Raw genomic sequence first — 24,661 nt, 5'->3', positions numbered from 1 at the left:
CGCATCCGCACTGCACACGAGAAAGGAAGGCCGATGAGGGTTCTGGTTGCCCCGGACAAGTTCAAGGGCTCGCTCTCCGCAGCAGCTGTCGCCGAACATCTCTCGGCCGGCCTCGCGTCGGCGGGAATCGACAGCAGGAAACTTCCTCTCGCCGACGGAGGCGACGGCAGCGTCGACGCGGCGGTGGCGGTCGGATTCACTCCGCACCCGGTCACCGTCGCCGGCGCAACGGGAACACCCCAGCGCGGACGCATCGCGGACAACGGCACCACCGCGGTGGTCGAAGTCGCCAACACCTGCGGACTCGCCACCCTCCCCAGCGGGCGCACCGCTCCCCTCGACGCCTCCAGCCTCGGGTTCGGCCAGGCCATCGGGCACGCCCGCCGCCACCACCCGCGCCGCCTCGTCCTCGCCCTCGGCGGCAGCGCCGGTACCGACGGCGGAATGGGGATGCTCGCCGCCCTCGGGTTCACCTTCTCGGACACCACGGGACGACCCCTGCGGGCGTGCGGGCGAACCCTTCCCGAGGTCGCGGCGATCGACTCCTCCCGCGCAGTGAACCTGTCCGGAATGGAGATCGTGATCGCCGGCGACGTCACCAACCCGCTGACCGGACCGCACGGCGCCGCCGCCGTGTACGGCCCCCAGAAGGGCGCCGACCCCGCAGCCGTGCGCTACCTCGACACCGGCCTCGACAACCTCGTCGAGGTGTTCACCCGCAGCGGCTACCGGCAGGCGCGTGCGGTGGCGGACTCCCCCGGCGCCGGTAGTGCCGGTGGGATCGGATTCGCCGCCATGCTGCTCGGCGCGCGCATGGTCTCCGGCGCCGAATACTTCCTCGACCTACTCGATTTCGACGGCTACCTCGCAGGAATGGACCTGGTGATCACCGGCGAGGGCAGCATCGACGAGCAGACCGAACACGGCAAACTGCTCGCGGTCCTGGCCCGCCGCGCCCACCCGGTCCCGGTGATCGCCGTCGCCGGCCGCAACACTCTGTCCCGGAAACAGTGGGCTCCTGCCGGTTTCGAGTACATCCATGCCCTCGGCGACTACACCGACCGGAACACCGCCGCCGACCCGGAGCTGACCGGCGAACTCCTCACCCGCATCGGGCGCGACATCGGCCGCGGCTCACTTCTGCACAACGAAGGACCACGATGACTCTCACCGACATCCCCTCGCCACTCACTGCCGATGTCGACTCGGCGTCGCTGCTGTCGCCGCGCAGGGCGAAGATCGTCTGCACGCTCGGGCCCGCCACCGCCACCGACGAGCGCACCCGCAGTCTCGTCGAAACCGGGATGGACATCGCCCGACTGAATTTCAGCCACGGCGACCACACCGACCACGAAGCCAACTACCGGCGCGTCCGCGCCGCAGCCGACAGCACCGGCCGAGCCGTGGGAATCCTCGCGGACCTGCAGGGACCGAAGATCCGCCTCGGCCGCTTCGCCGACGGCGCGACCGTATGGGCGGCCGGCGAACAGGTCCGGATCACCGTCGAGGACTGCGCGGGCACCCACGACCGGGTCTCGACCACCTACACCCACCTCGCCCAGGACGCACGCCCCGGAGACCGCCTCCTCGTCGACGACGGCAAGATCGCGCTGACCGTGATCGCCGTCGACCGCAACGACGTGGTGTGCCGAGTGACCGAGGGCGGCCCGATCAGCAACAACAAGGGCGTATCCCTGCCCGGGATGAACGTCTCCGTCCCCGCCCTGTCCGACAAGGACATCGACGACCTCGAATTCGCCCTACGCCTCGGGGTCGACCTGATCGCCCTGTCCTTCGTGCGCGCCCCCACCGACATCGACCCCGTCCACGAGGTGATGGACCGGATCGGCCGCCGGGTCCCGGTGATCGCGAAGATCGAAAAACCCGAAGCCGTCGACGACATCGAGGCGATCGTGCGGGCCTTCGACGCGGTCATGGTCGCGCGCGGCGACCTCGGGGTGGAGGTCCCCCTCGAGCAGGTGCCGCTGGTGCAGAAACGGATCGTGCAGATCGCCCGGGAGAACGCCCGACCGGTGATCGTCGCCACCCAGATGCTCGAGTCGATGATCGACAATTCCCGGCCCACCCGGGCCGAGGCATCGGATGTGGCCAACGCGGTCCTCGACGGCGCCGACGCGGTAATGCTGTCCGGGGAAACCTCCGTCGGCGCCTACCCGATCGAGACCGTCGCGACGATGGCGCGGATCCTCGCCGCCGTCGAACACCAGTCCACCACCGTCCCCGCCCTGACCCACACTCCCCGCACCCACGGCGGGGTTCTCTCGTTCGCCGCCCGCGACATCGGCGAACGCCTGAACGCCACCGCGCTGGTCGCGTTCACCCAGTCCGGGGACACCGTGCGACGACTCGCCCGACTCCACACCCCGCTGCCACTGCTGGCGTTCACCCCGGTACCCCAGGTGCGCAACGAACTCGCCCTCACCTGGGGCACCGAAACGTTCCTCGTCGACCCGGTCGAATCGACCGACGAAATGATCCGGCAGGTCGACACCGCCCTCCTCCGACTGGGCACCTACCGGCACGGCGACCTCGTCGTCATCGTCGCCGGCTCACCCCCGCACACCGTCGGATCCACCAACCTCATCCACGTCCACCGCGTCGGGGAGGACGACTTCACGAAGGGCTGGACGCTGCCGCCTGGAGCAGGTGCGGACGGGTGGCTCCGACGGGGTTGAGCTGCTCGTACGCCCGCGCCACGTCGAGCAGGAACAGGTCGTTGCCGGGAGCGGCGACGATCTGCACGCCGACCGGCAGACCGTCGGCGCTGAATCCGGCCGGAACGGAGATCGACGGGCACCCCAGGACCGTCACGGTCAACGCCGACGTCATCCAGTCGAGGTAGTCGTCGCAGCGGCGTCCGTCGACGGCGGCCGGGTACTCGAGTTCGGCATCGAACGGAAGTACCTGGGACACGGGCATCACCAGAACGTCGTGGCGGCCGAAGAATTCGACGGCGCGATACTGGATCTCCGCCTGCGCCACCATGGCCTTCGCGACGTCGTCGGCGGACAGCCGGTCTGCCTGCCGGATGTTGTCGAGGAGCGACGGCTTCAGCATGTCGGGGGTCGCGTCCGCCTGCGCGCCGAAGTCGATCTTGAACCGCCATGCCCGCAGCGTGCGGAACACCCACTCGGCGTCGGGAATCGACGGCGCGTCCTCGGCCACCACCGCTCCCGCCGCGGCGAAGATCGACGCCTGACGGTCGTGAATCTCGCGGACCGGCGCGTCCAGAGGGAAGATGCCGTTCAGATCCGCGGACACCGCGACACGCAGACCGTGCAGGCCGGCGACACCGAGACGAGGAGCGACGGCATCGGCGCCGAGCGAGCTGCGGACGCGTGCGTCGGGTCCCGCGATCACCGACAGCAGCAGTTCGACGTCGTCGACGTTCCGGGCCATCGGGCCCTGCGTCACGAGCGAGTCCCAGGGTGCGCGGTTGGGCCAGCACGGCACTCGTCCCGGGGTGGGGCGCAGTCCGACGACGTTGCAGAACGACGCCGGGTTGCGCAGCGAACCGCCCATGTCGCTGCCGTCGGCGAGCGGTACCAGCCCGGCGGCGAGCGCGGACGCGGCGCCGCCACTCGACCCGCCCGCGCTCTTCGTCGGGTCGTACGGGTTGGTGGTGGTCCCGAAGACGGTGTTGAACGTGTGCGAGCCGGCGGCGAATTCGGGAACGTTGGACTTGCCGATGGTGACGGCCCCGGCCGCGGTGACGCGTTCGGCGATCAGCTCACTGGTCTCGGGCACGTTGTCGACGAGCAGCGGCGAACCGGCGACCGTGGGGAACCCGGCGACGTCGTGAGTGTCCTTGAACGCGAACGGCAGTCCGTGCAACGGCCCCACCGGCCCGCCTGCTGCCGTCTGCTCGTCGGCGGCGGCGGCGGTGGCGTGCGCACGGTCCAGGTCGAGGCTGACGAGCGCGTTGACCGTCGGATTAACCTGCGCGATCCGGTCCATGTGCAGGCCGAGCAGCTCCCGCGCCGAGATCTCCTTGCTGCGGAGTGCGGCGAGCATCTCTCGCGCGGTCGAGTAGTGATCGATGGTCATGTCGTGGTCTCCAGGATCGGGGTGGCAGCCGGACGGTCGTCCGACGGCGCGGGGGTCGGGGTGCGGGGACGGGTGGCACGGACGGCGGCCTCCACGACGGCGATCACCGCGAGGTTGAGGACCAGTCCGCAGATGCCGGCGTCGATGTTGGCGAGGTTCAGGTCGAAGACGGTCATCACGATGACGGTGAGCATGCCGACGACGAGCCCGGCGAACACGGACTGCTTGGCCAGCAACGGCTTCTCGGGCAGGGCCAGCGCCAGACCCGGAGCGAGCTGGCTGAGACCGCCGAACGTGAGCAGCAACAGATTGGCCAGCAGGTCGGGGCGCGTCAGACCGAGCACCAGGGCCGTGGTGGCGGCGGCGATCACGACGAGGTGGTTGAACCGGAGTTTCGTGCGCTCACTCTCGATCTTCACAAGGTTGTGCGACGCCAGTGTCGAGATGCCGATGCAGATGGCGCCTGCGGGGAGCATCGCCGCGGACGCGGCAGCGATCGCGATCAGTCCGAGCGCCCAGTTCGGCAGGGCGCCCCCGGCCAACGTGAGCAGGACGGCGTTACTGCTGGTGTTCGGGTTCAGCGCGAGGATTCCGACGAAGCCCAGCATGATCGGGAGAATCATGACCACCTGGTACATCGGCAGAAAAGTGTTGTTGGAGCGGATCACTCGACCGTTCTTCGCGGCCAGCAGCGGCGGCCAGAGATGCGGGGTGGTGAGGAATCCGCAGCCGATCGCGGAGATCAGCAGGCTGGTGGTCCACCAGACCCGGTCGTAGTCACCGGGATTCACGGTCAGCATCTCGCTGTGCGTCTGAGCGATCTGGCCGAACACGTCGCCGATGCCACCGGCGAAGTGCAACGGGATCACGATGGACAGCACCACGACGGCGAGCAGGATCAGGACGTCCTTGACGTAGGCGGTGCGTGCCAGGCCGTGGATGCCGGCCCACAGCACGAACCCGACGACGAGGACGGTCGCGACGATCATGCTGAGCGTGCCCGAACTCGCGCTGCCCGTCACTAGGCGGACGATGAGGCCGAGGCCGGTGATCTGCAACTGCAGGTACGGCAGCAGGAAGATGATGCCGCACAACGCGACGAGTCGGCCGAGCAGCGGGCTGCGGTAGCGGTCCGCGAAGAAGTCGGCCTGGGTGATGTAGCCGCGGTCCTTGCTGAGCTTCCAGATCCGCGGGCCGATGAAATACAGGGCCACGTAGCCGAGCGGGATGTACGGGATGGCGTAGGTGGCGCCGATGCCGGCGGTGAAGGCGATACCGGCGACACCGAGGAACGTGAAGGTGGTGAACGATTCACCGGCCTGCAGGAAGAAGCTGGTGACCACACCGAAGTTCCGCTTGCCGACCGTCCACTCGCTCAGGTTCTGAGCGCGTTCCCGGCGTCCACCGACCGCGATCACGGCCAGCCCGATCATGCCGGCCAGGGTGATCCACAGAGCTGAATTCGTCATAGTGTCGCCTCCTCGAGCTGGAGGTCGTGGCTCCGCTCCTCGTGCGGCCGGACGAGGCCGAACTCCACCGCCGCCAGCGCGGGCAGCAGGAGGAGCACCCAGGCCGAACACCACACGAGCAGCCGCGGCATCCCGAGCCACAGGTCGGCTGTGTTCACAAACGGCAGCCGCACGGCGGTGACGAGTGCGAGAACCGGGGCGACCGGGACGAGCAGCAGCCAACGGCGCTGCGGCGAATCCTCGATCGCCCCGAGAATGGCTTCTCGTTGCATGCTGTTCCTTCTTCCATCCGGGGAGTAGAGGAAGCATGCGTGGTGTGGATCACAGCACTCAACAGCTGTGCGAGGTTCGGCGAAATCGGCCACCGGACTGTCGGAGATCGCAATCAGGTGCGCCGGAGGGGCCGTCCGATGTCGAAATCCGTCACATGACCCGTCCGCTGCGCTTGACCGCCTGCACCACCATGTTGGTCTCGAGGGCCATCGCGTCGGCCACCCACGGCGCGGTGGTGATGTAGTCGTAGAGCACCGACTCGTCGGGCGCGGCGATGTTGGCGACCACCTGGTATTCGCCCGCCGTGCCGGCCGCGTACCGCACGTACGGCATCTCGAGCATTCCCCGTACGAGCGGTTCGATCCGGTTGCGCTGGGTCTTGATGAACAGCATCGCCTCGGCGCGCAGCCCGAACAGGGCGGGGTCGACCACCACCCGGAGACTGATCGCAGCCTCGGTGAGCAGCGCCTGGACGCGTCGCCGGGCCGTCGCCTCGGAGACACCCGCGGTCCGGGCGAGCGCCGTGGTCCCCACCCGCCCGTTCTGCATCAGCTCGCGGATGATCGTCCGGTCGACGGGGTCCCGGGTGCCGCGTTCCAGGTCCGTGAGGAAGGTCGCCGGAGGCGCCACCCCGCCGATCGCTTCTTTCTCGGCGGGGGTCAGGACCCCGGCCTCCCATTCGCGGACCGTGCGGAAGTACCGCAGCACCGGGTCGGTCCAGCTTCGGACGACGCCCATCGTCGCGGGCAGTTCGTCCATGACGAGCTTCGGGAGACGATCCCGGGACACGTGGATTTCGGCCACACAGTCGGCGGTGCCGGTGAGGATGTACACGAAGATGCAGTCGCTGCGCTGCGCGAGGGCGCTCGCCGCCACCCGCACCGTTCCCGGGGAGCACTGGAGGCGGACGATCGCGGTGCCGCCGCTGTTCGCGACGGCGGTGACCGCCACCCGGCCGGACTCGAGGAGCGCGATGCCGTGCCGGGTCACGTTCCGCTCGGGTTCGCCGAGCGCCTGCGCAATTCGGCTCCAGGAACACCGCCCGTCGACCTGGAGGGCGGCGACGATCCGCTGATCGAGCGAGAACCTGCGTTCGGTCATTGAAGCCGCCTGCCCTCCATGCAACGTGTGCATGCGATGTTAGGCCAGTCGGTGGTGGCGAGAATCCAGATGCTGTTCGCGGCTGATATCGCGCCCCATGTCGCGACTCGAAATCGCTGGCCTGCAACGGAATACGGGTCGCAACGGGACCGCAGGCGGACAAGCTGAATCACCAAAGGTTAGGCTAACCGTATATGGTCTGAACGTGACGGTGCGCATCGCCAGGCGCACCGCAGTTGTCCGCTACGAAAGGTGATCGCATATGCAGTCGACGGCCGTTGCCGAGTCCGCAGAGACTTCGGCGGACCTCCCGCCGGGCGCGCCGTTCGTTCTCTCCCGCCCGCACGGCACCGTGATCGCCGACGGCATCCACACCGGTTACGACTCCGCCCGCGACGCCGCCGCGGCCCTGCGGAGCGGCACCGCGACGTCGGTGGTCGGCGCGCTCGCCTTCGACCCGTCACATCCCGCCGCGCTGATCGCACCACAGACGCTGCGTCATCACCCGCGAAGCTGGTCCCCTCGTCGGCAGGCCCTTCCACACGTACGCGCCGGCAAGTCGATTCCCCCGGAGGACGAGCACGTCGCCCGGGTCGCCGCCGCCATTCACGTGCTGCGAGAGCCCGAGGCCGCACTGCACAAGGTGGTGCTCGCCCGATCGGTCGTCCTGCACGCCGACGAACCGCTGCATCCGCACGCACTGCTCGCGAACCTTGTCGCGAACGACCTCGGCGGCAACGGCTTCAGCGTCGATCTGAGCGCCGCGGGCACCGGCTGGTCGGGACGGCACCTCGTCGGCTCGAGTCCCGAGGTGCTCATCCGTCGCCACGGCGACACCGTGACCTGCCATCCTCTCGCCGGATCCGCTCCCCGGCACACCGATCCCGAGATCGACAGGCCGACCGCGGAGAACCTCGCGGCGTCGGAGAAGAATCTGCGTGAACACGCCCTCGTCGTCGAGGCACTGCGAGCGAGCCTCGAACCGTTCTGCACCGAACTCGACATCCCCGACCGGCCCACCCTCACCAGCACACCGCAACTGTGGCATCTCGGCACACCCGTGTCGGGACGACTGCGGGACCGCTCGGTGACCGCACTGGACCTCGCCGTCGCCGTGCACCCGACCCCGGCCGTGTGCGGCACCCCCACCGACGCCGCGCGTGCACTGATCGGCGAACTCGAGGGCGACCGCGGCTTCTACGCCGGCGCCGTGGGCTGGGCCGACGCCGACGGTGACGGCGAATGGATGGTCACCATCCGGTGCGCGCAGATCGACGCCGACCGCACCACCGTCACGGCGTACGCCGGCGGTGGCATCGTCGCCGCCTCCGAACCGGACGACGAACTCGCCGAGACCACAACCAAACTGGGCACCGTCCTCGCCGCACTGGGACTCCCCCGATGAGCGGCACGACACTGGTCGTCGGGGCGGCCCAGGGCATCGGACGGGCCACGGCCGTCACACTGTCGCGGTCCGGCCACCGCCTGGTACTGCTCGATCGTGATGCCGACGGCCTCGCCGCCACCGCGGCACTGCTCGACACCCCGCCGCTCGGCACCGCCGTCACCGACATCCGCGACACCGCCGCCGTCACCGACACCGTCCGCCGGATCGAGGACGAGCACGGACCCCTCACCGCACTCGCGCACGTGGCGGGTGTACTCGAGACCGGCTCTGTTCTCGACGCCGACCCCGAGAGCTGGCAGCGCGTGTTCGACGTCAACGTCACCGGCCTCGTCAACGTGCTGAGGGCGGTCGGCACCGGAATGCGCGAGCGTGCAGCCGGTTCCATCGTCGTGGTCGGTTCCAACGCCGCGGGCGTCCCCCGCACCGGAATGGGCGCGTACGGCGCGTCCAAGGCCGCCGTCTCGATGATCGTCCGGGTACTCGGCCTCGAACTCGCCGAATACGGGATCCGCGCCAACATCGTCGCCCCCGGCTCGACGGACACAGCGATGCAGCGGTCGCTGTGGTCGGATCCCGCCGACGACGCCGGAGCACGCGGAGCGATCGACGGAGACCTGGGCTCGTTCAAGGTCGGTATCCCGCTGGGCCGCATCGCCGACGCCGCCGACATCGCGGACTCCGTCGAGTTCCTCCTGTCGGATCGGGCACGTCACATCACCATGCAGGCGCTCTACGTCGACGGCGGCGCTACCCTCCGAGCCTGACGACCCCGAACAGCCATGCCCGTGAAAGGACTTTCGATGACCACGAGCGTTCGCGCTCCCCTGGAGACCACCGTCGGCTACCCCGCCGACCTCGCCGCACGCTACCGTGACGCCGGGTACTGGACGGACGAGACGTTCCAGCAGTTCCTGGGCGCCCGCGCCGAGCAATTCGGGGACGCGATCGCCGTGACCGGACCGGACGCGTCCGGGGCCGACCGCGCCCTCACCTACCGGGAACTGTCCGACCGCGCCGACCGGCTCGCCGCCGGGCTGCAGTCGTCGGGAGTGCGGCCCGGCGACCGGGTCGTGGTGCAGTTGCCGAACATCGTCGAGTACGTCGAGGTGATCTTCGCGGTCTTCCGGCTCGGCGCACTGCCGGTGTTCGCGCTGCCCGCGCACCGCGCCCAGGAGATCTCCTACTTCTGCAGCTTCACCGACGCCGCGGCCTACGTCGTCACCGATACGCACGCCGGATTCGACTACCGCACACTCGCCCGCGACGTGGTGGCCTCGGCCGAGAATCCGCCCAGGATCATCGTGGCCGGGGACGCGGAGGAGTTCACGTCACTCGACGAACTGCGGGCGGCGGATCCGATCTCGGACGGGCCGGCGGTGGGTCCGGAATCCGTGGCATTCCTGCAGCTCTCGGGCGGAACCACCGGGGTGTCGAAGCTGATCCCGCGCACCCACACCGACTACCTGTACTCGGTGCGCGAGTCGGACCGCATCTGCGGCGTCGACGAGAGCACCCGCATGCTCGTCGTTCTGCCTGCGGCGCACAATTTTCCGATGAGCTCACCGGGCATCCTCGGCGTGCTGCACGCCGGTGGTCGCGTGGTGCTCGCGCCGGATCCGAGCCCCGACACCGCGTTCGCGCTCATCGAGAAGGAGGGCGTCACGATTGCGTCGCTGGTGCCGCCGCTCGCGTTGGCCTGGCTGGCCGCCCGTGGTCGCACGGAACGGGACCTCTCGAGCCTCGAGGTGCTGCAGGTGGGCGGTGCCAAGTTCAGCGCCGAGGCCGCGAAGCGGGTGCGTCCCGAACTCGGGTGCACGCTGCAGCAGGTCTTCGGGATGGCGGAGGGCCTGGTCAACTACACGCGGCTCGACGATCCGGAAGACACGATCGTCACCACCCAGGGCAGACCGATCAGCCCCGACGACGAGGTCCGGGTCGTCGACGACCGGGGCGAGCCCGTCCCGAACGGCACGACCGGTCACCTGCTCACCCGCGGCCCGTACACGATCCGCGGGTATTACCGCGCTCCCGAACACAATTCGACGTCCTTCACCGAGGACGGCTTCTACCGCACCGGCGACATCGTCCGGCTCACGGACGACGGCTACCTCGTCGTCGAGGGCCGCGCGAAGGATCAGATCAACCGCGGCGGCGAGAAGGTGGCCGCGGAAGAGGTCGAGAACCATCTGCTCGCACACCCCGCCGTCGCCGACGTCGCGGTGGTGTCGATGCCCGACCCGTATCTCGGCGAACGGAGTTGCGCGTTCGTCGTGGTGCAAGGTGAGCAGCCGAAGGCCGTCGAACTCAAGAAGTTCGTCCGCGGCCGCGGGCTCGCCGACTACAAGGTGCCGGACAAGGTCGTGTTCGTCGACGAATTCCCGGTCACCGGCGTCGGCAAGATCAGCAAGTCCGACCTGCGCCGGGCACTGGAGAAGACGTTCGTGACCTCGTGACTGGGCCCGGCTATCGGGACAGTCGCCCCAGCAGCGCGGACGCGACGGCGATCCCGAGCACCGCGGCCGCCACGAGCACCCCGAAGTCCAGCCAGTAGTTCGTGGGCTGGCCGATCAGCAGCCCCCTGAGTGCTGACACCTCGTAACTCAGGGGGTTCACGCGGCTGATCGCCTGAACCCACCCCGGCATGAGTTCCACCGGGTACAGCGCGTTCGACGCGAAGAACAGCGGCATCGTGATCGCCTGGCCGATCCCCATCAGCCGGTCACGTTTGAGCACCACCCCGGCGATGGCCACCGATAGGCACGAGAAGAACGCCGCGCCCAGCACCACGACCGCGACGACACCCAGAAGTCGCACCGGATTCCACGTCATCCCGACGCCGAGCAGCGCCGCCACGACCACGACGACCACGGCCTGGGCCACCGCGCGAACACCGGCCGCGAACGCCTTACCCGTCACGAGAGCCGCACGCGGAGTGGGTGTCACGAGCAGTTTGGTCAGGACCCCGGCGTCGCGTTCCCAGATGATCTGGATGCCGTAGAAGATCGCGACGAAGAGCGCCGACTGGGCGATGATGCCGGGTGCCAGGTAGTCCAGGTAGGGGACGTCGCCGGTCGGAATCGCGCGGATGCGGCTGAACGTCTCCCCGAAGATGACGAGCCACAGAATCGGCTGGATCGCCCGGGTCACCAACTCCGTCCGGTCGTGGCGGAGCTTCTGCAGCTCGACCAGACAGAACGTGACGATCCGCGACAACAACCGGAGCACACCCCGGGTCGGCGGTTCAGCCCAGACGGCGGGCAGTGCGGCGGGCGCTACGGACATCCCGGAGCCCTCCCTTCTCGTCGGCGGTGAGACTGTCACCGGTGAAGTGGCGGAAGACGTCGTCGAGCGTCGCGTCGGGCCCCAGTTCGGCGACGAGCCCCGATGGGGAACCGACCGCCCGCAGTTCGCCGCGGTGCATCAACGCGACCCGATCACACAGCGCCTCGGCCTCTTCCATGTAGTGGGTGGTGAGCAGGACCGTCATCCCGTACTGCTTCTGCATCTCGGTGACGCGGGTCCACACCGAATCCCGCGCAACCGGATCCAGCCCGACCGTCGGCTCGTCGAGCACCAGCAACGACGGCCGGTTGACCAACGCCTGCGCGAGTTCGAGGCGCCGGACCATGCCGCCCGAGAAACTCGACGCCACCCGGTCTGCGGCGTCGGCGAGATCCACCATCTCCAGCACCTCGTCCACCCGGCGCCGGCGTTCGGACCGGGGCACGTCGTAGAGGCGGGCGAACCAGGACACGTTCTCGCGGGCGGTGAGCGCGCCTTCGATCGACAACTGTTGCGGCACATACCCGAGCAGCCGTCGAACGGCCATGGCCTGGGTGCGCACGTCGTACCCGAAGATGCTCACGTCGCCCTCCTGCAGCGGAAGAAGCGTGTTGAGCAGTCGGATCGTGGTGGTCTTCCCCGCCCCGTTGGGGCCGAGTAGGCCGAAGCACTCCCCCGCCTCGATCACGAGGCTCAGGTCCTTCACCGCGGTGTAGTCCCCGAACGAGTAGGTCACGTGCGACAGTGCCAGCGCGTCGTGGGACGGCCGCTGTCGTGCGGCGGTCCGCGCCCTGCGAAACATCATCTGGCGACCTCCTGATCGCTCGGCCCGGCCTGATCCGGGTGGAGGGCTCCGGCGAGGCGGGTGATGGCGGGTACGGCGGATTCGATGGCCTTCCGGTCCTCGGCACTCAGTCCGTCGAATGCGGCGGCGACCTCGATGTTGCGGCGGTCGCGCCACCGTTCGACCTGGGCCCGCGCGTCGTCGGTGAGCGCCAGGCGGGCGACGCGGCGGTCGGACTCGTCCGGCACCCGTTCGATCAGCCCGGCGTCGGTGAGTTGCCGCACGAGGGTGGAGACGGTGTTCGCGGCGAGGCCCAACGCTGCCGCGGCTTCCGCGACGGACGTGCCGGGCCTGCGGCGGAGCAGCCGCACCAGCTCCACCTGCGCCCCCGTCAACGGCGTCTCCGGCCACGGCCGCCCGACCCGACGGCGCGTGTGCCGGCGCAGCAATCCGATTGCGGCGAAGAGCTGTTCGGCAGGCGACTCGTTCTGTGCCATGAAATCAATATAGCTCTGTTTCAGAGGTATTACGAGGGCGGCTACGCTCGGGCATGCACACCGAGTTCGGATGATCGAGGGTGACAAGGAGACGTCTGCATGTGCCTGGTCCTGTTCGCCTGGCATACCCGCCCCGATCTCCCCCTCGTCGTCGCGGCCAACCGGGACGAGTTCTACGCCCGCCCCACCGAACCGCTGAGCAGGTGGGACGACGGGTTCCTCGCGGGCCGCGATCTGCTCGCCGGCGGCACCTGGATGGGAATCGCCGACTCCCTGCGATTCGCGGCCGTCACCAACGTCCGCAACGGCGCACCCTCCACCGGGGCACGGTCCCGCGGGGCCCTGCCCGTCGACTACCTCCGCGGTCGGCTGTCACCCGCCGACTACGCCGCACAGGTGGCCGCAACGGGCGCCGAGTACGGCAGCTTCAACCTGCTCGTCGGCGACCCCTCGGAACTGTGGTGGGCCACCAACCGGCCCCACGGTCGGCGGCAGCGGGTGGAACCCGGCGTCCACGGCCTGTCCAACGCCGAACTCGACACACCGTGGCCGAAGGTGACCGGCGGCAAGCAGGCGTTCGCCGCTGCACTCGCCGCCGACGACGGCAGCCCCGATGCGGATCCGGGGGCATACTTCGACGTGCTCGCCGACAGCGACCCCGCACCGTGGGAGGCGCTACCCGACACGGGCATCGAACCCGAACTCGAACGCGCCCTGTCGTCCCGGTTCATTCACTACGGCGACTACGGGACGCGGGCGTCGACACTGCTGCGGGTCCGGCCGGACGGCACCTTCGACATCACCGAACGACGGTTCGACGAGAACGGCCCCACCGGCGAGGTCCGCTACCCCGCACGTGAGTGACAAAGTGTGCTCCCGCACGCTTTGCCACTCACGTCAGGGAGGAACGGATGACGCCCGCCGTCTGATCGAGCGCGATCCGGCTCGGCGACTTCGGCATTCCGCGCAGCCCGAACCCGTCACCGGCGGTCCGGGGAACGACGTGCAGGTGGACGTGGAAGACCTCCTGGCCGGCGGCGATCCCGTCGGCCAGGAACAGGTTGACGCCCTGAGCCCGCATCGGCCCGCGGCGCAGCGCGGACGCGATGCGCTGCCCCACCGCGAACACCGCCGCGCCGTCACCCGCGTCGAGGTCGGCGAGCCCGGTCGCGTGCCGCTTCGGGACCACCAGCAGGTGTCCGGAGGTCCACGGCCGGATGTCCATGAACGCCATCACGTCGTCGTCCTCGTGCACGACGCTGGCGTCGGATCGGCCCGACACGATCTCGCAGAAAATGCAGTTCACGGGTTAGGCACCTCCGGTGCTTGTGCGTGGTTGACGAGTGCCTGCACTCGTTAACCACGCACGGGCGGCGAAGCCGCCTACAGGATCGGGGACGGCTGGTAGGCGGCTGCCTCGGGGTTGGCGTCGACGAGCTTCTGTACCTGCGCGACGACAGTCGCGACCTGCGACTCGGCGGCACCGATGAACGCCTTCTTGTCGGCGAGGGCCTCGTCGAGGGCGGCCCGGTCGAGGGGCAGGCGGTCGTCGGCGGCCAGGCGGTCGAGGAGGTCGGGCTCCCTGCCCTCCTCGCGCATCGCCAGCGCGACGGCGACGGCGTGTTCCTTGATGACCTCGTGCGCCGTCTCCCGGCCTACTCCGGCCCGCACCAGGGCCATCAGGACCTTGGTCGTGGCGAGGAACGGCAGGTACCGGGTGAGTTCCTTCTCGATGACGGCGGGGTAGGCGCCGAATTCGGCGAGCACCGTCAGGAACGTCTCGATCAGTCCGTCGATCGCGAAGAACGCGTCCGGCAGCGCGACGCGGCGCACCACCGAGCAGAACACGTCGCCCTCGTTCCACTGCGCGCCCGCGAGCTCGGCGGCCATGGACGCGTACCCGCGCAGCACGACCTGCAGTCCGTTGACGCGCTCGCAGGAACGGGTGTTCATCTTGTGCGGCATCGCGGACGACCCGACCTGGCCGGGTTGGAAGCCCTCGGTGACCAGTTCGTGGCCGGCCATCAGGCGGATGGTGTGCGCGAACGACGACGGCCCGGCCGCCACCTGAACCAGCGCGGACAGCACGTCGTGGTCCAGCGACCGCGGGTACACCTGGCCGACGCTCGTGAACACGTGGGAGAAGCCGAGGTGCTCGGCGACCTTCTGCTCGAGCGCCTCCAGCTTCGACGCGTCGCCGTCGAGGAGGTCGAGCATGTCCTGCGCGGTGCCCATGGGTCCCTTGATGCCGCGCAGCGGGTAGCGGTCGATCAGCTCGCGCAGCCGGGTGAGCGCGACGAGCAGTTCGTCGGCCGCCGACGCGAACCGCTTGCCCAGTGTGGTGGCCTGCGCGGCGACGTTGTGCGACCGGCCGGCCATGACGAGGCTGCCGTACTCGGCGGCCCGCTCGGCCAGCCGGGCGGCGACCGCGACACCGTGCGCGTGCACGTGCTCGAGCGACCGCAGGATCTGCAGCTGCTCGACGTTCTCGGTGAGGTCGCGGCTGGTCAAACCCTTGTGAACCTGCTCGTGCCCGGCGAGCGCGTTGAACTCCTCGATGCGGGCCTTCACGTCGTGGCGCGTGACACGCTCACGGTCGGCGATGGAGTCGAGGTCCACCTGCTCGAGCACCCGCTCGTAGTCGGCGAGCGCCTCGGCCGGCACGTCGATCCCGAGTTCCGCCTGGGCACGCAGCACGGCGAGCCACAGCTGGCGCTCGAGGACGATCTTGTGCTCGGGCGACCACAACTCGACGAGTTCGGGGCTGGCGTAACGGTTGGCAAGGACGTTCGGGATGCGGCTCACGAGTCCTCAGTTTACGGCGGTGCTACAGCTCGACGTGGTCCGGCCGGTCGAGGGCGGGCGCGACGACGTCGACGACGTCGAGCAGCATGGCCCGGGCGAGGGCCCGCAGGTCGGGGTCGTGTTCGCCGAGCGCGGTCACCAGGGCTCCGTCGACGACGGCGACGAGCCGCCGGAGTTGCTCCTGCCGGACGTCGCGGTCGGAGCGTCGCAGGGCCTCGGTGAGTACGTCGTCGAGTTGCGCGCGCAACCGCAACTGCACCTCGCGCAGTTCGGGGCGACGCGCACAGGCCGTGAACCGCTCGTACCGGGAGATCAGCCTCTCGCGGCAGTCCTCACTGATCAGGGCCGGTCCGACGAGTAGGTCGAGGAGGAGGTCGACGGTGGATTCGCGGCCGCGGCGCCGGTGCGTGACGTCGTCGACGCGGCCGCGCATGACCGCGAGATCACGGTTGCCGTTGCATTCGACGGCCTTCGCGATCAGGTCGTCCAGCGACTCGAAGTAGTAGGTGGTCGACGCGAGCGGAAGGTCGGCCCGGGTGGCCACCGAGCGGTGCCGGACCGCGTCGAATCCACCCTCGAGCAACAGATCGGCGGCAGCCTCGACCAGCGCCTGTCGGCGCCGTTCGCCCTTGGGAGTTGCCGCAGATGACACCAATTCATCCTGCCAGCCGCGGGTGCCGAACCAGGGCAAATTGGACGACAGACCGTGAAGTATGTGGGCTGTGGAGGCCACCCGCGTAGCGTCGGGACCATGCGGGTGTCGGTGCGGATCGCAGGCGCGGACCGCGGCCGAAACCCTGTCGTGGTCCTCGCGTTCCCCGGGCTCGGCCACGACGTGCTGCAGTCCTCGGATTGTGCCCCCGCCGTCACCGTCGGCTTCCTCGAAAGTCCGGGCGGGGACTACGACACAAGCTGCCTCGACCAGGTGCGGGTGCCGACGTTCACGACGCCCTGAGTGTCGGCCGTCGGGCGAGGCGACGGAGCCGCAGCGCGATCGTCACCAGCGCCGGGAACGTCACGAGGAGCAGGGTGCAGCGCTGCAGAAGTCCGGCGACGTCGTGCAGCGCGGAACCGTCGGGCATCGCGAACCGGCCCAGCATCACGAAACAGCCCAGACCGACCACACCGGCGACGGCGACATACGACGCGAGGCTGCGCCACCGCGGATCGGCGGCGAATCGGCGAGACAGCACGACGAGTGCGAGCGCGCTGCACGAGAAGAACGTGACACCCGCGATCACATGGTTGCCGGGGTCGTAGGCGTTCCCGGCCGCGTCCGCACGCAACGGGAACACGGCGGCGAGAACCAGTCCCACCGCCGCGACGCCGAGCAGACCCGGTCCCGCCCAGCCGAACCGCGTCGCCGCGACACCACGGTGCAATCCGATGGCGAAGGTCGTCAGGAGCGCGGCGAAGACCAGGAAGTTCACCTGCTGGATCCATCCGCTCGCGTCGGCCTCGAGAGCACTGATGGGATCGGCGATCGGGCTGTAGCCGTCTCGCCGGAACATCTCCTGAAGGACGAACCCGGCGGTGAACACGAGTGGCCCCGCCGCGCCCGTACGGGCCGCCCAACACGGGAAGTCGGTGCACGACACGAGAACTGACGTGGTGACCATGCCATCGACGTTAGAGCGACATCCACGGCCCGAGCATCGGGCAACGTACCCATCTTCCCGAGGCGGGCACATGGGTCGTTCTACCCACTGTGGTCAGTTGTCGGGAACGACGGCTCCGGTCGACGCGTCGACGTTCACGTCGTAGTCCCAGCCCTTGGCGTCGCGGATATGGATGTGCCACACCGTCTTACCGTCCCGTTGTTGCTCCTCGGCGTTCGCGACCGTTCCGCCCGGGACTGTCGCGACAGCGATCTGCTCCGCCTGCTGCTGGGTCACCGCTCCGCCGGCGGGAGGGGCGGGTGCGGGTGCAGCTGTGGTCTCCCCGTCCCGGCTCTCGGGGACCACCGCGCCGGTCGCCGCATCGACGTCGACGTCGTAGTCGTAGCCCCGTGTGTCGCGGATGTGGACATGCCACACCGTCTTTCCATCCCGTTGCTGTTCCTCGGAGTTCGAGACGGTGCCGCCCGGGACTGCCGCGACAGCGATCTGCTCCGCCTGCTGCTTGGTGACCGCCGACGCCACCGCCGTGCCCGTGGTTGTCGGCGGCGCCGTCGTGGCCGTGGCCGATGCCGTGGCACTGGCAGAGGTCGACGAGGTGTCACTGCTGTCGGAACCGCAGCCACCCAGCAGCAGAGCGGAGGCCGCGACAACCGGGATCAGGCTCGCACATCGCACAATTCTGGGGGTCATCGTGGCTCCTCGATCGCTCGACGGCGTGGACCTGCGTGTCAGAGTACGGGAGCGACAACCGACCTCGAGGTAGTTTTCAGCAGTTCTCGCCGGTCCGGGTCAGAGCGTCACCACGCCCGGCACGACCGCCTGCCGAAGCCGCGACGGGCCAGCACGAGCCAGACGATGGGCAGGAAGACGAGCGGGGGGACGCGGACCAGGGCGACCCACAGGATCGCGGCGAGCACGGCCACCACGAACACCAGCGTCCGCAGCGCCGCGGCCTCCCGTCCCGGATCGCGGCGCACGCGATCGGGTTCGGGCGCGAAACGCTGTTCGTCCGGGAGGTCCGCGAAGAGCGGCATGAGGTCGGCGGCGGTCTTGGCGAGGTACGCCTGGCGGACCCTCGCGTCGAACTCGTCGGTCTCGAGCCGTCCGGCTGCGAAATGTTCGGCGAGTGCCGCCGCGGCTTGCTCCCGTTCCACGGTCCCGATGCGGACTCCGCCGGGAACGGGTGGCTGTGGATGACTGATGTCGCTCATGTCGTCGCCTCAGGGCCGGGGTGTAACAGTGTAATCCTAGCCACAGTGTAGGCCTTCTACTCCTGGTCGCGCCCGTGGAAACCTTCCCGGCGCTGTTCCTCGGCCCGTTCCCGGCACCGCCGCACGAACTCGGCTTCCTCGGGGTCGGCGGGCAGCCGATCGCCCGGGTCCTTCTGCGGCCGTCCGACGACGAGCCACAACACCGAGCCGACGAGCGGAAGCAGCAGCACGATCACCAGCCAGCCCTCCTTCGAGAGGTTCCGGAACTGGTCGTCGTCGGTGGTGATGGCGTCGGCGAAGCACAGGACCCACAACACGAATGCGAACAACGCGATGTACAGCATCGCCGTTCTCCTTGCCTGGCACGCCCGAACACGCAGTGCGCCCAAGTCCATCGAACAACTGCTGCGGCGGTGCCGCAAGAGCTGTCGTCGAGAAACTCCGCCTACAGCCAGCGACCCAGTCGCACCAGCGATTCCCGGACCTCGGCGGTGGATCCGGCGAACGACAGCCGGACCGTCCGGTCGCCGTGGACGGTGTCGAAATCGATGCCCGGGGCCAGCGCCAGACCGGTGTCCTGCAGCAGTCGCGAGCACCATTCCGTCGACGTGCCGCCGTGGGATCCGCCGAGCAGGTGCCCGATGTCGGCGTACACGTAGAACGCGCCGTCGGCGGGCGCCAGGTCGGCGATGCCCAGTTCCGGAAGCCCGGTGAGCAACAACTCCCGGTTGACGGCGTAGCGCTGGACGTGGCCGTCGAGCTCGGCCCTCGATTCCTCGGTGAACGCGGCGATCGCCGCGTACTGGGAGATGGCCGGCGGGCACACCGTCATGTTCGAGGCCAGGCGCTGCAGCGGCCGGCGCAGCCCCTCCGGGACCAGCATCCAGCCCAGCCGCCAGCCCGTCATCGAGAAGTACTTGGACACCGATCCGACGACGACGGATTCGCGCGACGTCTCCCACGAACTCGTCATCGCCTGCTCGCCGTAGCCGATGCCGTGGTAGATCTCGTCGGAGATCAGCAGCGTCCCGTGGTCGTCGCACCAGCGGGCGAGGGCGGCCAGTTCGCCGGGGTCGATGACGGTGCCGGTGGGGTTGGCGGGGCTGGCAACGATCAGTCCGGCAGGCGGCTCGGGCAGGGCGTCGAGCATCGCGACCGTCGGCTGGAACCGGGTGTCCGCTCCGCAGTCGATCTCGATGACGTTGCAGCCGAGCGCGGCGAGCGTGTTCCGGTAGGCCGGGTAGCCGGGGCGGGCCACCACGACGGTGTCGCCGACGTCGAACGCGGCGAGGAACAGCAGCGTGAACGCACCCGAGGATCCGGTGGTCACGACGACGTCCTCGGCGTCGACGTCGATACCGGATTTGGAGGAGTGGTATCCGGCGATCGCCTCGCGCAGCGGCAGGATCCCGAACGTCTCGGTGTAGCCGAGCAGGTGTCCGTCGAGCACTTCCCGCGTCGCGCGGAGAACCGGCTGCGGAGCGGGAGTGGACGGCTGCCCCGCTGCGAGCGTCAGCACGTCACCGTGGGTGCGCTGACGTTCGGTGGCGGCCTTCCACACGTCCATCACGTGGAAGGTCTGGATGTTGGACCGCTGGGATTCTGGACGCACCCCTTGACGCTAGCGTGACGCGCTCACTGCCCCGCCAACGCGTCCCGCTGCGACTCCACCGTCTCCCGGATCGCCCCCACCACCGCCGCGACCTCCGGTCGGCGCAACGACTCGGGTCTTGCCACGAGCCAGTACGCCAGCGTGGCCTCGACCTGCCCGGGCAGCACCCGGACGAGGTCGTCGTGGCGGTCGGCCATGAAGCACGGCAGCAACCCGATACCTGCCGACGCCCGGGTGGCCTCGACGTGCACGAACACGTTGGTCGACGTCACCGATTCGCGCATCGAGACGGTGAGGCGGCGTGCGAGGTCGAGTTCGTCGACCTGCAGCATCGAGTCGATGAAGTAGACGAGTGAATGATCGGCCAGATCACCCACCTGCCTCGGTGTGCCGTGTGCGGACAGATACGACTTCGCGCCGTACAGGCCGAGGGTGTAGTCGGCCAGCCACAGCGCCTCCGCCCGGTGCACCTGCGGCTTGCCCACGACGATCTCGATGTCGAGCCCCGAGCGATGCTGTGAGGCCCGGCGGGTGATCGCGACGATCTCCACGGACACCTCGGGGTGCCTGCTGCGGATCAGCGCGCCGGCGGGTGCCGCGATGTAGGCGCTGAACCCGTCGGTCGCCGATACCCGGACCACGCCCTTCAGGTGGTCGGCGCGGCCGGGTTCGGCGACGAGTCCGTGGACGGCGGCCTCCACGCGTTCGGCCGCGGTCAGCGCCTGCCGCCCGAGGTCGGTAAGTTCCCACCCGCCCGCGGCCTTCACAAGTACCCGGCCGCCGAGGCTTTTCTCCAGACTCGCGATCCGCCGCGAGATGGTCGTGTGGTTGACGCCCAGGTCGTCGGCGGCGGTGTTGAAGCGGCCGGTCCGCCCCACTGCCAGCAGTACGAGCAGGTCGTCGGCGCTGGGCAGGGCTGTTCCAGAGGTCACTTGTGCATATTTGCACATGCCGACTGCAGGTTGCGTCATTGTGTGCGCACAAATATGCATCAATACTCGGCAGGACCAACGAACTGTGTCCCCAGTCACAACGGGGTACGGAGTGTAACGAGGAGCGACAGATGAGCGTCGACGAAACAGCGCACGCGAAGGAAGCCCCGCCGTCCGGGCTGAAGAAGGTGGTCGGCGCATCCATGGCCGGCACCGTCGTCGAATGGTACGAGTTCTTCCTCTACGGGACCGCGGCGACGCTCGTGTTCAGCAAGGTCTTCTTCGCGGCCGGGGACAACGAACTCGACGCGATCATCGCGGCGTTCGTCACGTACGCCGTCGGCTTCGTCGCCCGGCCCCTCGGCGGCATCGTCTTCGGTCACTTCGGCGACAAGTTCGGCCGCAAGCAACTGCTCCAGTTCAGCCTCCTCCTCGTCGGCGCGGCCACGTTCCTCATGGGCTGCCTGCCCACGTACGGCCAGATCGGGTACTGGGCCCCGGCCCTGCTCGTCACCCTCCGCTTCATCCAGGGATTCGCCGTCGGCGGCGAGTGGGGTGGCGCGGTGCTGCTGGTGGCCGAGCACAGCCCGAACAAGTCCCGCGGCTTCTGGTCGTCGTGGCCGCAGGCCGGCGTGCCTGCCGGCAACCTCGTCGCGACCGTCGTCCTGCTGATCCTGACGACGACGCTGTCCGATGCGGCGTTCCTCAGCTGGGGCTGGCGCGTGGCGTTCTGGCTGTCGGCCGTGATCGTCCTCGTCGGCTACTACATCCGCACGAAGGTCACGGACGCTCCGATCTTCATCCAGGCGCAGAAGGAAGCGGAGCACATCAAGGAGACGTCCTTCAGCGTCTTCGAGGTGCTCAAGCGCTACCCCCGCGGCGTGCTGACGGCGATTGGCCTGCGTTTCGGTGAGAACGTCATGTACTACCTGGTGGTCACGTTCTCGATCACCTACCTCAAGGTGGTCGTCCACACGGACACCGCGCAGATCCTCTGGTGGATGCTGATCGCGCATGCCGTGCACTTCGCGGTGATCCCGCTCGTCGGGCGGCTCTCCGACACCATCGGCCGGCGTCCCGTCTACATGATCGGCGCGCTGACCGCGGGCACGTGGGGCTTCTTCGCCTTCCCGATGATGAACAGCGGGCACAACGCCGTCATCCTCGGAGCGATCATCATCGGCCTGGTCTTCCACGCCTTCATGTACGCCGGCCAGCCGGCGATCATGGCCGAGATGTTCCCAACGCGCATGCGGTACTCGGGTGTCTCCCTCGGCTACCAGGTGACCTCGATCGTGGCCGGTTCGCTGGCGCCGATCATCGCGGCCAGCCTGCTCAGCAAGTACGACTCGTCCGTTCCGATTGCGATCTACCTGGCGATCGCGTGCCTCGTCACCGTCGTCGCCGTCATCGTCGCCCGGGAGACCAAGGGCATCTCGCTCGAATCGATCGACGCGGCGGACGCCCAGATCCTGGCGGACGAGAAGGCTGCCGGCGCGAAGGACGGGGTCCCCGCATGACCGAGCGGAACCTGACCGGACGCACCGCGCTCGTCACCGGCGGCGCCAGCGGGATCGGGGCGGCCTGCGCCCGGACGCTCGCCGCACGCGGAGCCCACGTCACGGTCGCCGACCTCGACGACGTGGCCGCCAAGAGCCTCGCCGACGAAATCGACGGAACCGCGTGGCACGTCGACCTCCTCGACACCGAACCGCTCACCGAGCTGCGGCTGGAGACCGACATCCTCGTCAACAACGCCGGTATCCAAACCATCAGTCCCATCGAGGAATTCCGCCCCGAGGACTTCCGGCGTATCCAGACGCTGATGGTCGAGGCACCGTTCCTGCTGATCCGTGCAGCCCTGCCGCACATGTATTCCACGGGCTTCGGGCGCATTGTCAACGTCTCGTCCGTGCACGGACTCCGCGCATCGGCGTTCAAGGCCGCGTACGTCACCGCCAAGCACGGACTCGAGGGCCTGTCGAAGGTGACGGCGCTCGAGGGTGGCCCGCACGGCGTCACCAGCAACTGCGTCAACCCCGGTTACGTGCTGACACCGTTGGTGCAGAAGCAGATCGCGGATCAGGCACAGGTGCACGGCATCAGCGAGGCCGACGTGATCGAGAAGGTGATGCTCACCGAGAGCGCGATCAAGCGACTGGTGGAACCGTCGGAGGTGGCGTCCCTCGTCGCGTGGCTCGCGTCCGCCGACGCAGGCATGGTCACCGGCGCCTCCTACACGATCGACGGAGGGTGGACCGCCCGGTGACGTGACGAAAAAGGCGTGCACCCCCGGATGTTCCGGGGGTGCACGCCTCTCAGTCGTTGGAGCGCTCCGACCTAGGGAAGGGCGATGCGTCCCTCGACCGCGGCCAGTCCGATGTCCTTGCGGAAGTGGCTTCCCGGCAGCTTGATCGCGGAGATCTTGGAGTACGCATCCGCGCGCGCCGCGTCGAGGTCGGCTCCGACTCCGACCACGCTGAGCACGCGCCCGCCGGCGGAGACCACCTGATCGTCAACGAGTTTGGTGCCTGCGTGCAGGACGCCGTCACCGTCGGCGCCGGTGATCACATCGCCGGTGCGGGGGGTGGCCGGGTAGTACTCGGCCGCGACCACGACGGTCACCGCCGAGCCGTCCTGCCATTCGAGCGGCGCGACCTGATCGAGCGTTCCGGTGGCGGCCGCGTTCAGCAGTTCCCCGAGCGGGCTCTTCAGCAGCGCGAGTACCGCCTGCGTCTCGGGGTCGCCGAAGCGGCAGTTGAACTCGACCACGGCGGGGCCGTCCTTGCCGATCGCCAGCCCGGCGTACAGCAGGCCGCTGAAGGCGCTGCCCCGGGCGACGAGTTCGGCCGCGACCGGCTTCACGACGTCGTCGACGATCTGGGTCACGGTCTGCTCGGGCAGCCACGGCAGCGGCGTGTACGCGCCCATGCCGCCGGTGTTGGGTCCGGTGTCGCCGTCGCCGACGCGCTTGTGGTCCTGGGCCGGCAGCAGCGGCACGACGGTCTCGCCGTCGACGACGCAGAACAGCGACACCTCGGGACCGTCGAGGAAGGATTCGAGGAGAACGGGGTGACCGTTCTCGAGCAGTTCGGCCGCGTGATCGCGGGCCGCGTCACGATCCGTGGTGACCACGACGCCCTTGCCTGCCGCGAGGCCGTCGTCCTTGACCACCCAGTTGGGACCGAAGCGGTCGAGTGCCTCGTCCAGCTTGGCGGGCGAGTCGACGATCTCGCTGTGCGCGGTCTTCACACCGGCGGCGGCCATGACGTCCTTGGCGAACGCCTTGGAACCCTCGATGCGCGCGGCGTCGGCCGACGGGCCGAAGCAGGCGATGCCTGCCGCGCGGACGGCGTCCGCGACACCCAGCACCAACGGGACCTCGGGGCCGACCACGACGAGGTCGGCGTCGAGCTTCTTCGCGAGGGCCGCCACCGCCTCCCCGGACGCGATGTCGACGGGGTGCTGCTCGGCGATCTTGCCGATCCCGGCGTTGCCGGGCGCGCACATCAGGGCGGTGACACCCGGATCGCGAGCAAGGGCGAGAAGGAGGGCATGTTCACGGGCTCCGGAGCCGATAACGAGTACGCGCACGGGTGT

Annotated in this window: 26 protein-coding genes; 9 read left to right on the top strand and 17 right to left on the bottom strand. The window is 69.1% G+C overall.

Annotation, left to right across the window (positions count from 1 at the left end):
• Positions 1 to 33: 33 nt before the first annotated feature.
• Both CJ177_RS26680 and pyk read left to right on the top strand, forming a co-directional pair.
• A complete protein-coding gene (locus CJ177_RS26680) occupies positions 34 to 1,164 on the top strand; it encodes a glycerate kinase (RefSeq protein ID WP_095869013.1) in 1,131 nt (376 codons plus the stop codon).
• On the top strand, positions 1,161 to 2,696 hold the full coding sequence (gene pyk, locus CJ177_RS26675; RefSeq protein WP_095869012.1) for a pyruvate kinase: 1,536 nt from the start codon (positions 1,161 to 1,163) through the stop codon (positions 2,694 to 2,696). The genes CJ177_RS26680 and pyk overlap by 4 nt, the downstream gene beginning before the upstream one ends.
• Here the strand turns inward: pyk and CJ177_RS26670 are convergent.
• From CJ177_RS26670 to CJ177_RS26655, 4 genes are all read right to left on the bottom strand, one after another.
• Positions 2,635 to 4,068: an amidase gene (locus CJ177_RS26670; RefSeq protein ID WP_005244436.1), complete on the bottom strand. Its 1,434-nt coding sequence runs from the start codon at positions 4,066 to 4,068 to the stop codon at positions 2,635 to 2,637. The two genes, pyk and CJ177_RS26670, sit on opposite strands and share 62 nt — an antisense overlap.
• Positions 4,065 to 5,537, bottom strand: a complete 1,473-nt coding sequence (locus CJ177_RS26665; RefSeq protein WP_095869011.1) for a sodium:solute symporter — start codon at positions 5,535 to 5,537, stop codon at positions 4,065 to 4,067. Before CJ177_RS26665 ends, CJ177_RS26670 begins: the two co-directional genes overlap by 4 nt.
• The gene (locus tag CJ177_RS26660; RefSeq protein ID WP_095869010.1) at positions 5,534 to 5,809 is read right to left on the bottom strand and encodes a hypothetical protein; all 276 of its coding nucleotides are present in this window, start codon (positions 5,807 to 5,809) and stop codon (positions 5,534 to 5,536) included. Before CJ177_RS26660 ends, CJ177_RS26665 begins: the two co-directional genes overlap by 4 nt.
• Positions 5,810 to 5,960: 151 nt before the next feature.
• Positions 5,961 to 6,911 carry an Lrp/AsnC family transcriptional regulator gene (locus CJ177_RS26655; RefSeq protein WP_005244439.1) on the bottom strand — a complete coding sequence of 317 codons (951 nt, stop codon included), beginning with the start codon at positions 6,909 to 6,911 and terminating at the stop codon, positions 5,961 to 5,963.
• A gap of 262 nt (positions 6,912 to 7,173) precedes the next feature.
• Here CJ177_RS26655 and CJ177_RS26650 point away from each other — a divergent pair, with 262 nt between their 5' ends.
• Genes CJ177_RS26650 through CJ177_RS26640 form a run of 3 tightly spaced genes read left to right on the top strand, consistent with a single transcriptional unit; the run spans position 7,174 to position 10,772 of the window.
• Complete coding sequence (locus tag CJ177_RS26650) at positions 7,174 to 8,316, top strand: isochorismate synthase MenF (protein ID WP_095869009.1); 1,143 nt, start codon at positions 7,174 to 7,176, stop codon at positions 8,314 to 8,316.
• Positions 8,313 to 9,083, top strand: a complete 771-nt coding sequence (locus tag CJ177_RS26645) for an SDR family oxidoreductase (protein ID WP_095869008.1) — start codon at positions 8,313 to 8,315, stop codon at positions 9,081 to 9,083. Before CJ177_RS26650 ends, CJ177_RS26645 begins: the two co-directional genes overlap by 4 nt.
• Before the next feature lie 36 nt (positions 9,084 to 9,119).
• A complete protein-coding gene (locus tag CJ177_RS26640; RefSeq protein WP_095869007.1) occupies positions 9,120 to 10,772 on the top strand; it encodes a (2,3-dihydroxybenzoyl)adenylate synthase in 1,653 nt (550 codons plus the stop codon).
• Positions 10,773 to 10,782: 10 nt separating this feature from the next.
• On the opposite strand, the gene CJ177_RS26635 is transcribed toward CJ177_RS26640, so the two are convergent.
• From CJ177_RS26635 to CJ177_RS26625, 3 genes are read right to left on the bottom strand one after another with little or no spacing between them, the layout of a single operon-like run.
• Positions 10,783 to 11,601 carry an ABC transporter permease gene (locus tag CJ177_RS26635; RefSeq protein ID WP_054245748.1) on the bottom strand — a complete coding sequence of 273 codons (819 nt, stop codon included), beginning with the start codon at positions 11,599 to 11,601 and terminating at the stop codon, positions 10,783 to 10,785.
• A complete protein-coding gene (locus CJ177_RS26630) occupies positions 11,561 to 12,406 on the bottom strand; it encodes an ABC transporter ATP-binding protein (protein ID WP_095869006.1) in 846 nt (281 codons plus the stop codon). The genes CJ177_RS26635 and CJ177_RS26630 overlap by 41 nt, the downstream gene beginning before the upstream one ends.
• Positions 12,403 to 12,882 (bottom strand): MarR family winged helix-turn-helix transcriptional regulator, encoded by a 480-nt coding sequence (locus tag CJ177_RS26625; protein WP_095869005.1) that lies wholly within the window; start codon positions 12,880 to 12,882, stop codon positions 12,403 to 12,405. Before CJ177_RS26625 ends, CJ177_RS26630 begins: the two co-directional genes overlap by 4 nt.
• Positions 12,883 to 12,981: 99 nt before the next feature.
• Between CJ177_RS26625 and CJ177_RS26620 the strand changes: the two genes are divergently transcribed.
• Positions 12,982 to 13,746, top strand: a complete 765-nt coding sequence (locus CJ177_RS26620; protein WP_095869004.1) for an NRDE family protein — start codon at positions 12,982 to 12,984, stop codon at positions 13,744 to 13,746.
• A 28-nt stretch (positions 13,747 to 13,774) separates the two neighbouring features.
• Here the strand turns inward: CJ177_RS26620 and CJ177_RS26615 are convergent, their stop codons facing one another.
• From CJ177_RS26615 to CJ177_RS26605, 3 genes are all read right to left on the bottom strand, one after another.
• Positions 13,775 to 14,188, bottom strand: a complete 414-nt coding sequence (locus CJ177_RS26615) for an HIT family protein (protein WP_095869003.1) — start codon at positions 14,186 to 14,188, stop codon at positions 13,775 to 13,777.
• Positions 14,189 to 14,265: 77 nt separating this feature from the next.
• Complete coding sequence (gene purB, locus CJ177_RS26610) at positions 14,266 to 15,687, bottom strand: adenylosuccinate lyase (protein ID WP_005244448.1); 1,422 nt, start codon at positions 15,685 to 15,687, stop codon at positions 14,266 to 14,268.
• Positions 15,688 to 15,709: 22 nt separating this feature from the next.
• Positions 15,710 to 16,339, bottom strand: a complete 630-nt coding sequence (locus CJ177_RS26605; protein WP_005254889.1) for a TetR/AcrR family transcriptional regulator — start codon at positions 16,337 to 16,339, stop codon at positions 15,710 to 15,712.
• A 54-nt stretch (positions 16,340 to 16,393) separates the two neighbouring features.
• On the opposite strand from CJ177_RS26605, the gene CJ177_RS26600 reads away from it, so the two are divergent.
• Positions 16,394 to 16,642, top strand: a complete 249-nt coding sequence (locus CJ177_RS26600) for a hypothetical protein (RefSeq protein WP_218835132.1) — start codon at positions 16,394 to 16,396, stop codon at positions 16,640 to 16,642.
• Here the strand turns inward: CJ177_RS26600 and CJ177_RS26595 are convergent.
• From CJ177_RS26595 to CJ177_RS26570, 6 genes are all read right to left on the bottom strand, one after another.
• The gene (locus tag CJ177_RS26595; RefSeq protein ID WP_095869001.1) at positions 16,629 to 17,306 is read right to left on the bottom strand and encodes a DUF998 domain-containing protein; all 678 of its coding nucleotides are present in this window, start codon (positions 17,304 to 17,306) and stop codon (positions 16,629 to 16,631) included. The genes CJ177_RS26600 and CJ177_RS26595 overlap by 14 nt on opposite strands.
• 93 nt (positions 17,307 to 17,399) lie before the next feature.
• Complete coding sequence (locus tag CJ177_RS26590) at positions 17,400 to 17,996, bottom strand: PepSY domain-containing protein (protein ID WP_005244451.1); 597 nt, start codon at positions 17,994 to 17,996, stop codon at positions 17,400 to 17,402.
• Between the two features lie 107 nt (positions 17,997 to 18,103).
• Positions 18,104 to 18,517, bottom strand: coding sequence for a DUF1707 domain-containing protein (locus CJ177_RS26585; protein WP_005244452.1), 414 nt, complete (start codon positions 18,515 to 18,517; stop codon positions 18,104 to 18,106).
• A 56-nt stretch (positions 18,518 to 18,573) separates the two neighbouring features.
• On the bottom strand, positions 18,574 to 18,861 hold the full coding sequence (locus CJ177_RS26580) for a PLDc N-terminal domain-containing protein (RefSeq protein WP_005244453.1): 288 nt from the start codon (positions 18,859 to 18,861) through the stop codon (positions 18,574 to 18,576).
• Positions 18,862 to 18,962: 101 nt separating this feature from the next.
• Complete coding sequence (locus CJ177_RS26575; RefSeq protein WP_005244454.1) at positions 18,963 to 20,129, bottom strand: pyridoxal phosphate-dependent aminotransferase; 1,167 nt, start codon at positions 20,127 to 20,129, stop codon at positions 18,963 to 18,965.
• 23 nt (positions 20,130 to 20,152) lie between these two features.
• Positions 20,153 to 21,079, bottom strand: coding sequence for a LysR family transcriptional regulator (locus CJ177_RS26570; RefSeq protein WP_037180062.1), 927 nt, complete (start codon positions 21,077 to 21,079; stop codon positions 20,153 to 20,155).
• Between the two features lie 113 nt (positions 21,080 to 21,192).
• Between CJ177_RS26570 and CJ177_RS26565 the strand changes: the two genes are divergently transcribed.
• Positions 21,193 to 22,581 carry an MFS transporter gene (locus tag CJ177_RS26565; protein ID WP_095869000.1) on the top strand — a complete coding sequence of 463 codons (1,389 nt, stop codon included), beginning with the start codon at positions 21,193 to 21,195 and terminating at the stop codon, positions 22,579 to 22,581.
• On the top strand, positions 22,578 to 23,330 hold the full coding sequence (locus tag CJ177_RS26560) for a 3-hydroxybutyrate dehydrogenase (RefSeq protein ID WP_095868999.1): 753 nt from the start codon (positions 22,578 to 22,580) through the stop codon (positions 23,328 to 23,330). The genes CJ177_RS26565 and CJ177_RS26560 overlap by 4 nt, the downstream gene beginning before the upstream one ends.
• A gap of 71 nt (positions 23,331 to 23,401) precedes the next feature.
• On the opposite strand, the gene purD is transcribed toward CJ177_RS26560, so the two are convergent.
• Positions 23,402 to 24,655 (bottom strand): phosphoribosylamine--glycine ligase, encoded by a 1,254-nt coding sequence (gene purD / locus CJ177_RS26555; protein WP_061696789.1) that lies wholly within the window; start codon positions 24,653 to 24,655, stop codon positions 23,402 to 23,404.
• Positions 24,656 to 24,661 lie beyond the last annotated feature (6 nt).

Origin of the sequence: Rhodococcus sp. ACPA1, from assembly GCF_002300195.1 — a bacterium.
In the GTDB taxonomy this organism is placed as follows: Bacteria; Actinomycetota; Actinomycetes; order Mycobacteriales; family Mycobacteriaceae; genus Rhodococcus_F; species Rhodococcus_F opacus.
Note: the sequence above shows the minus strand (reverse complement) of the source record. Positions and strands in the feature narration are given on the sequence as shown.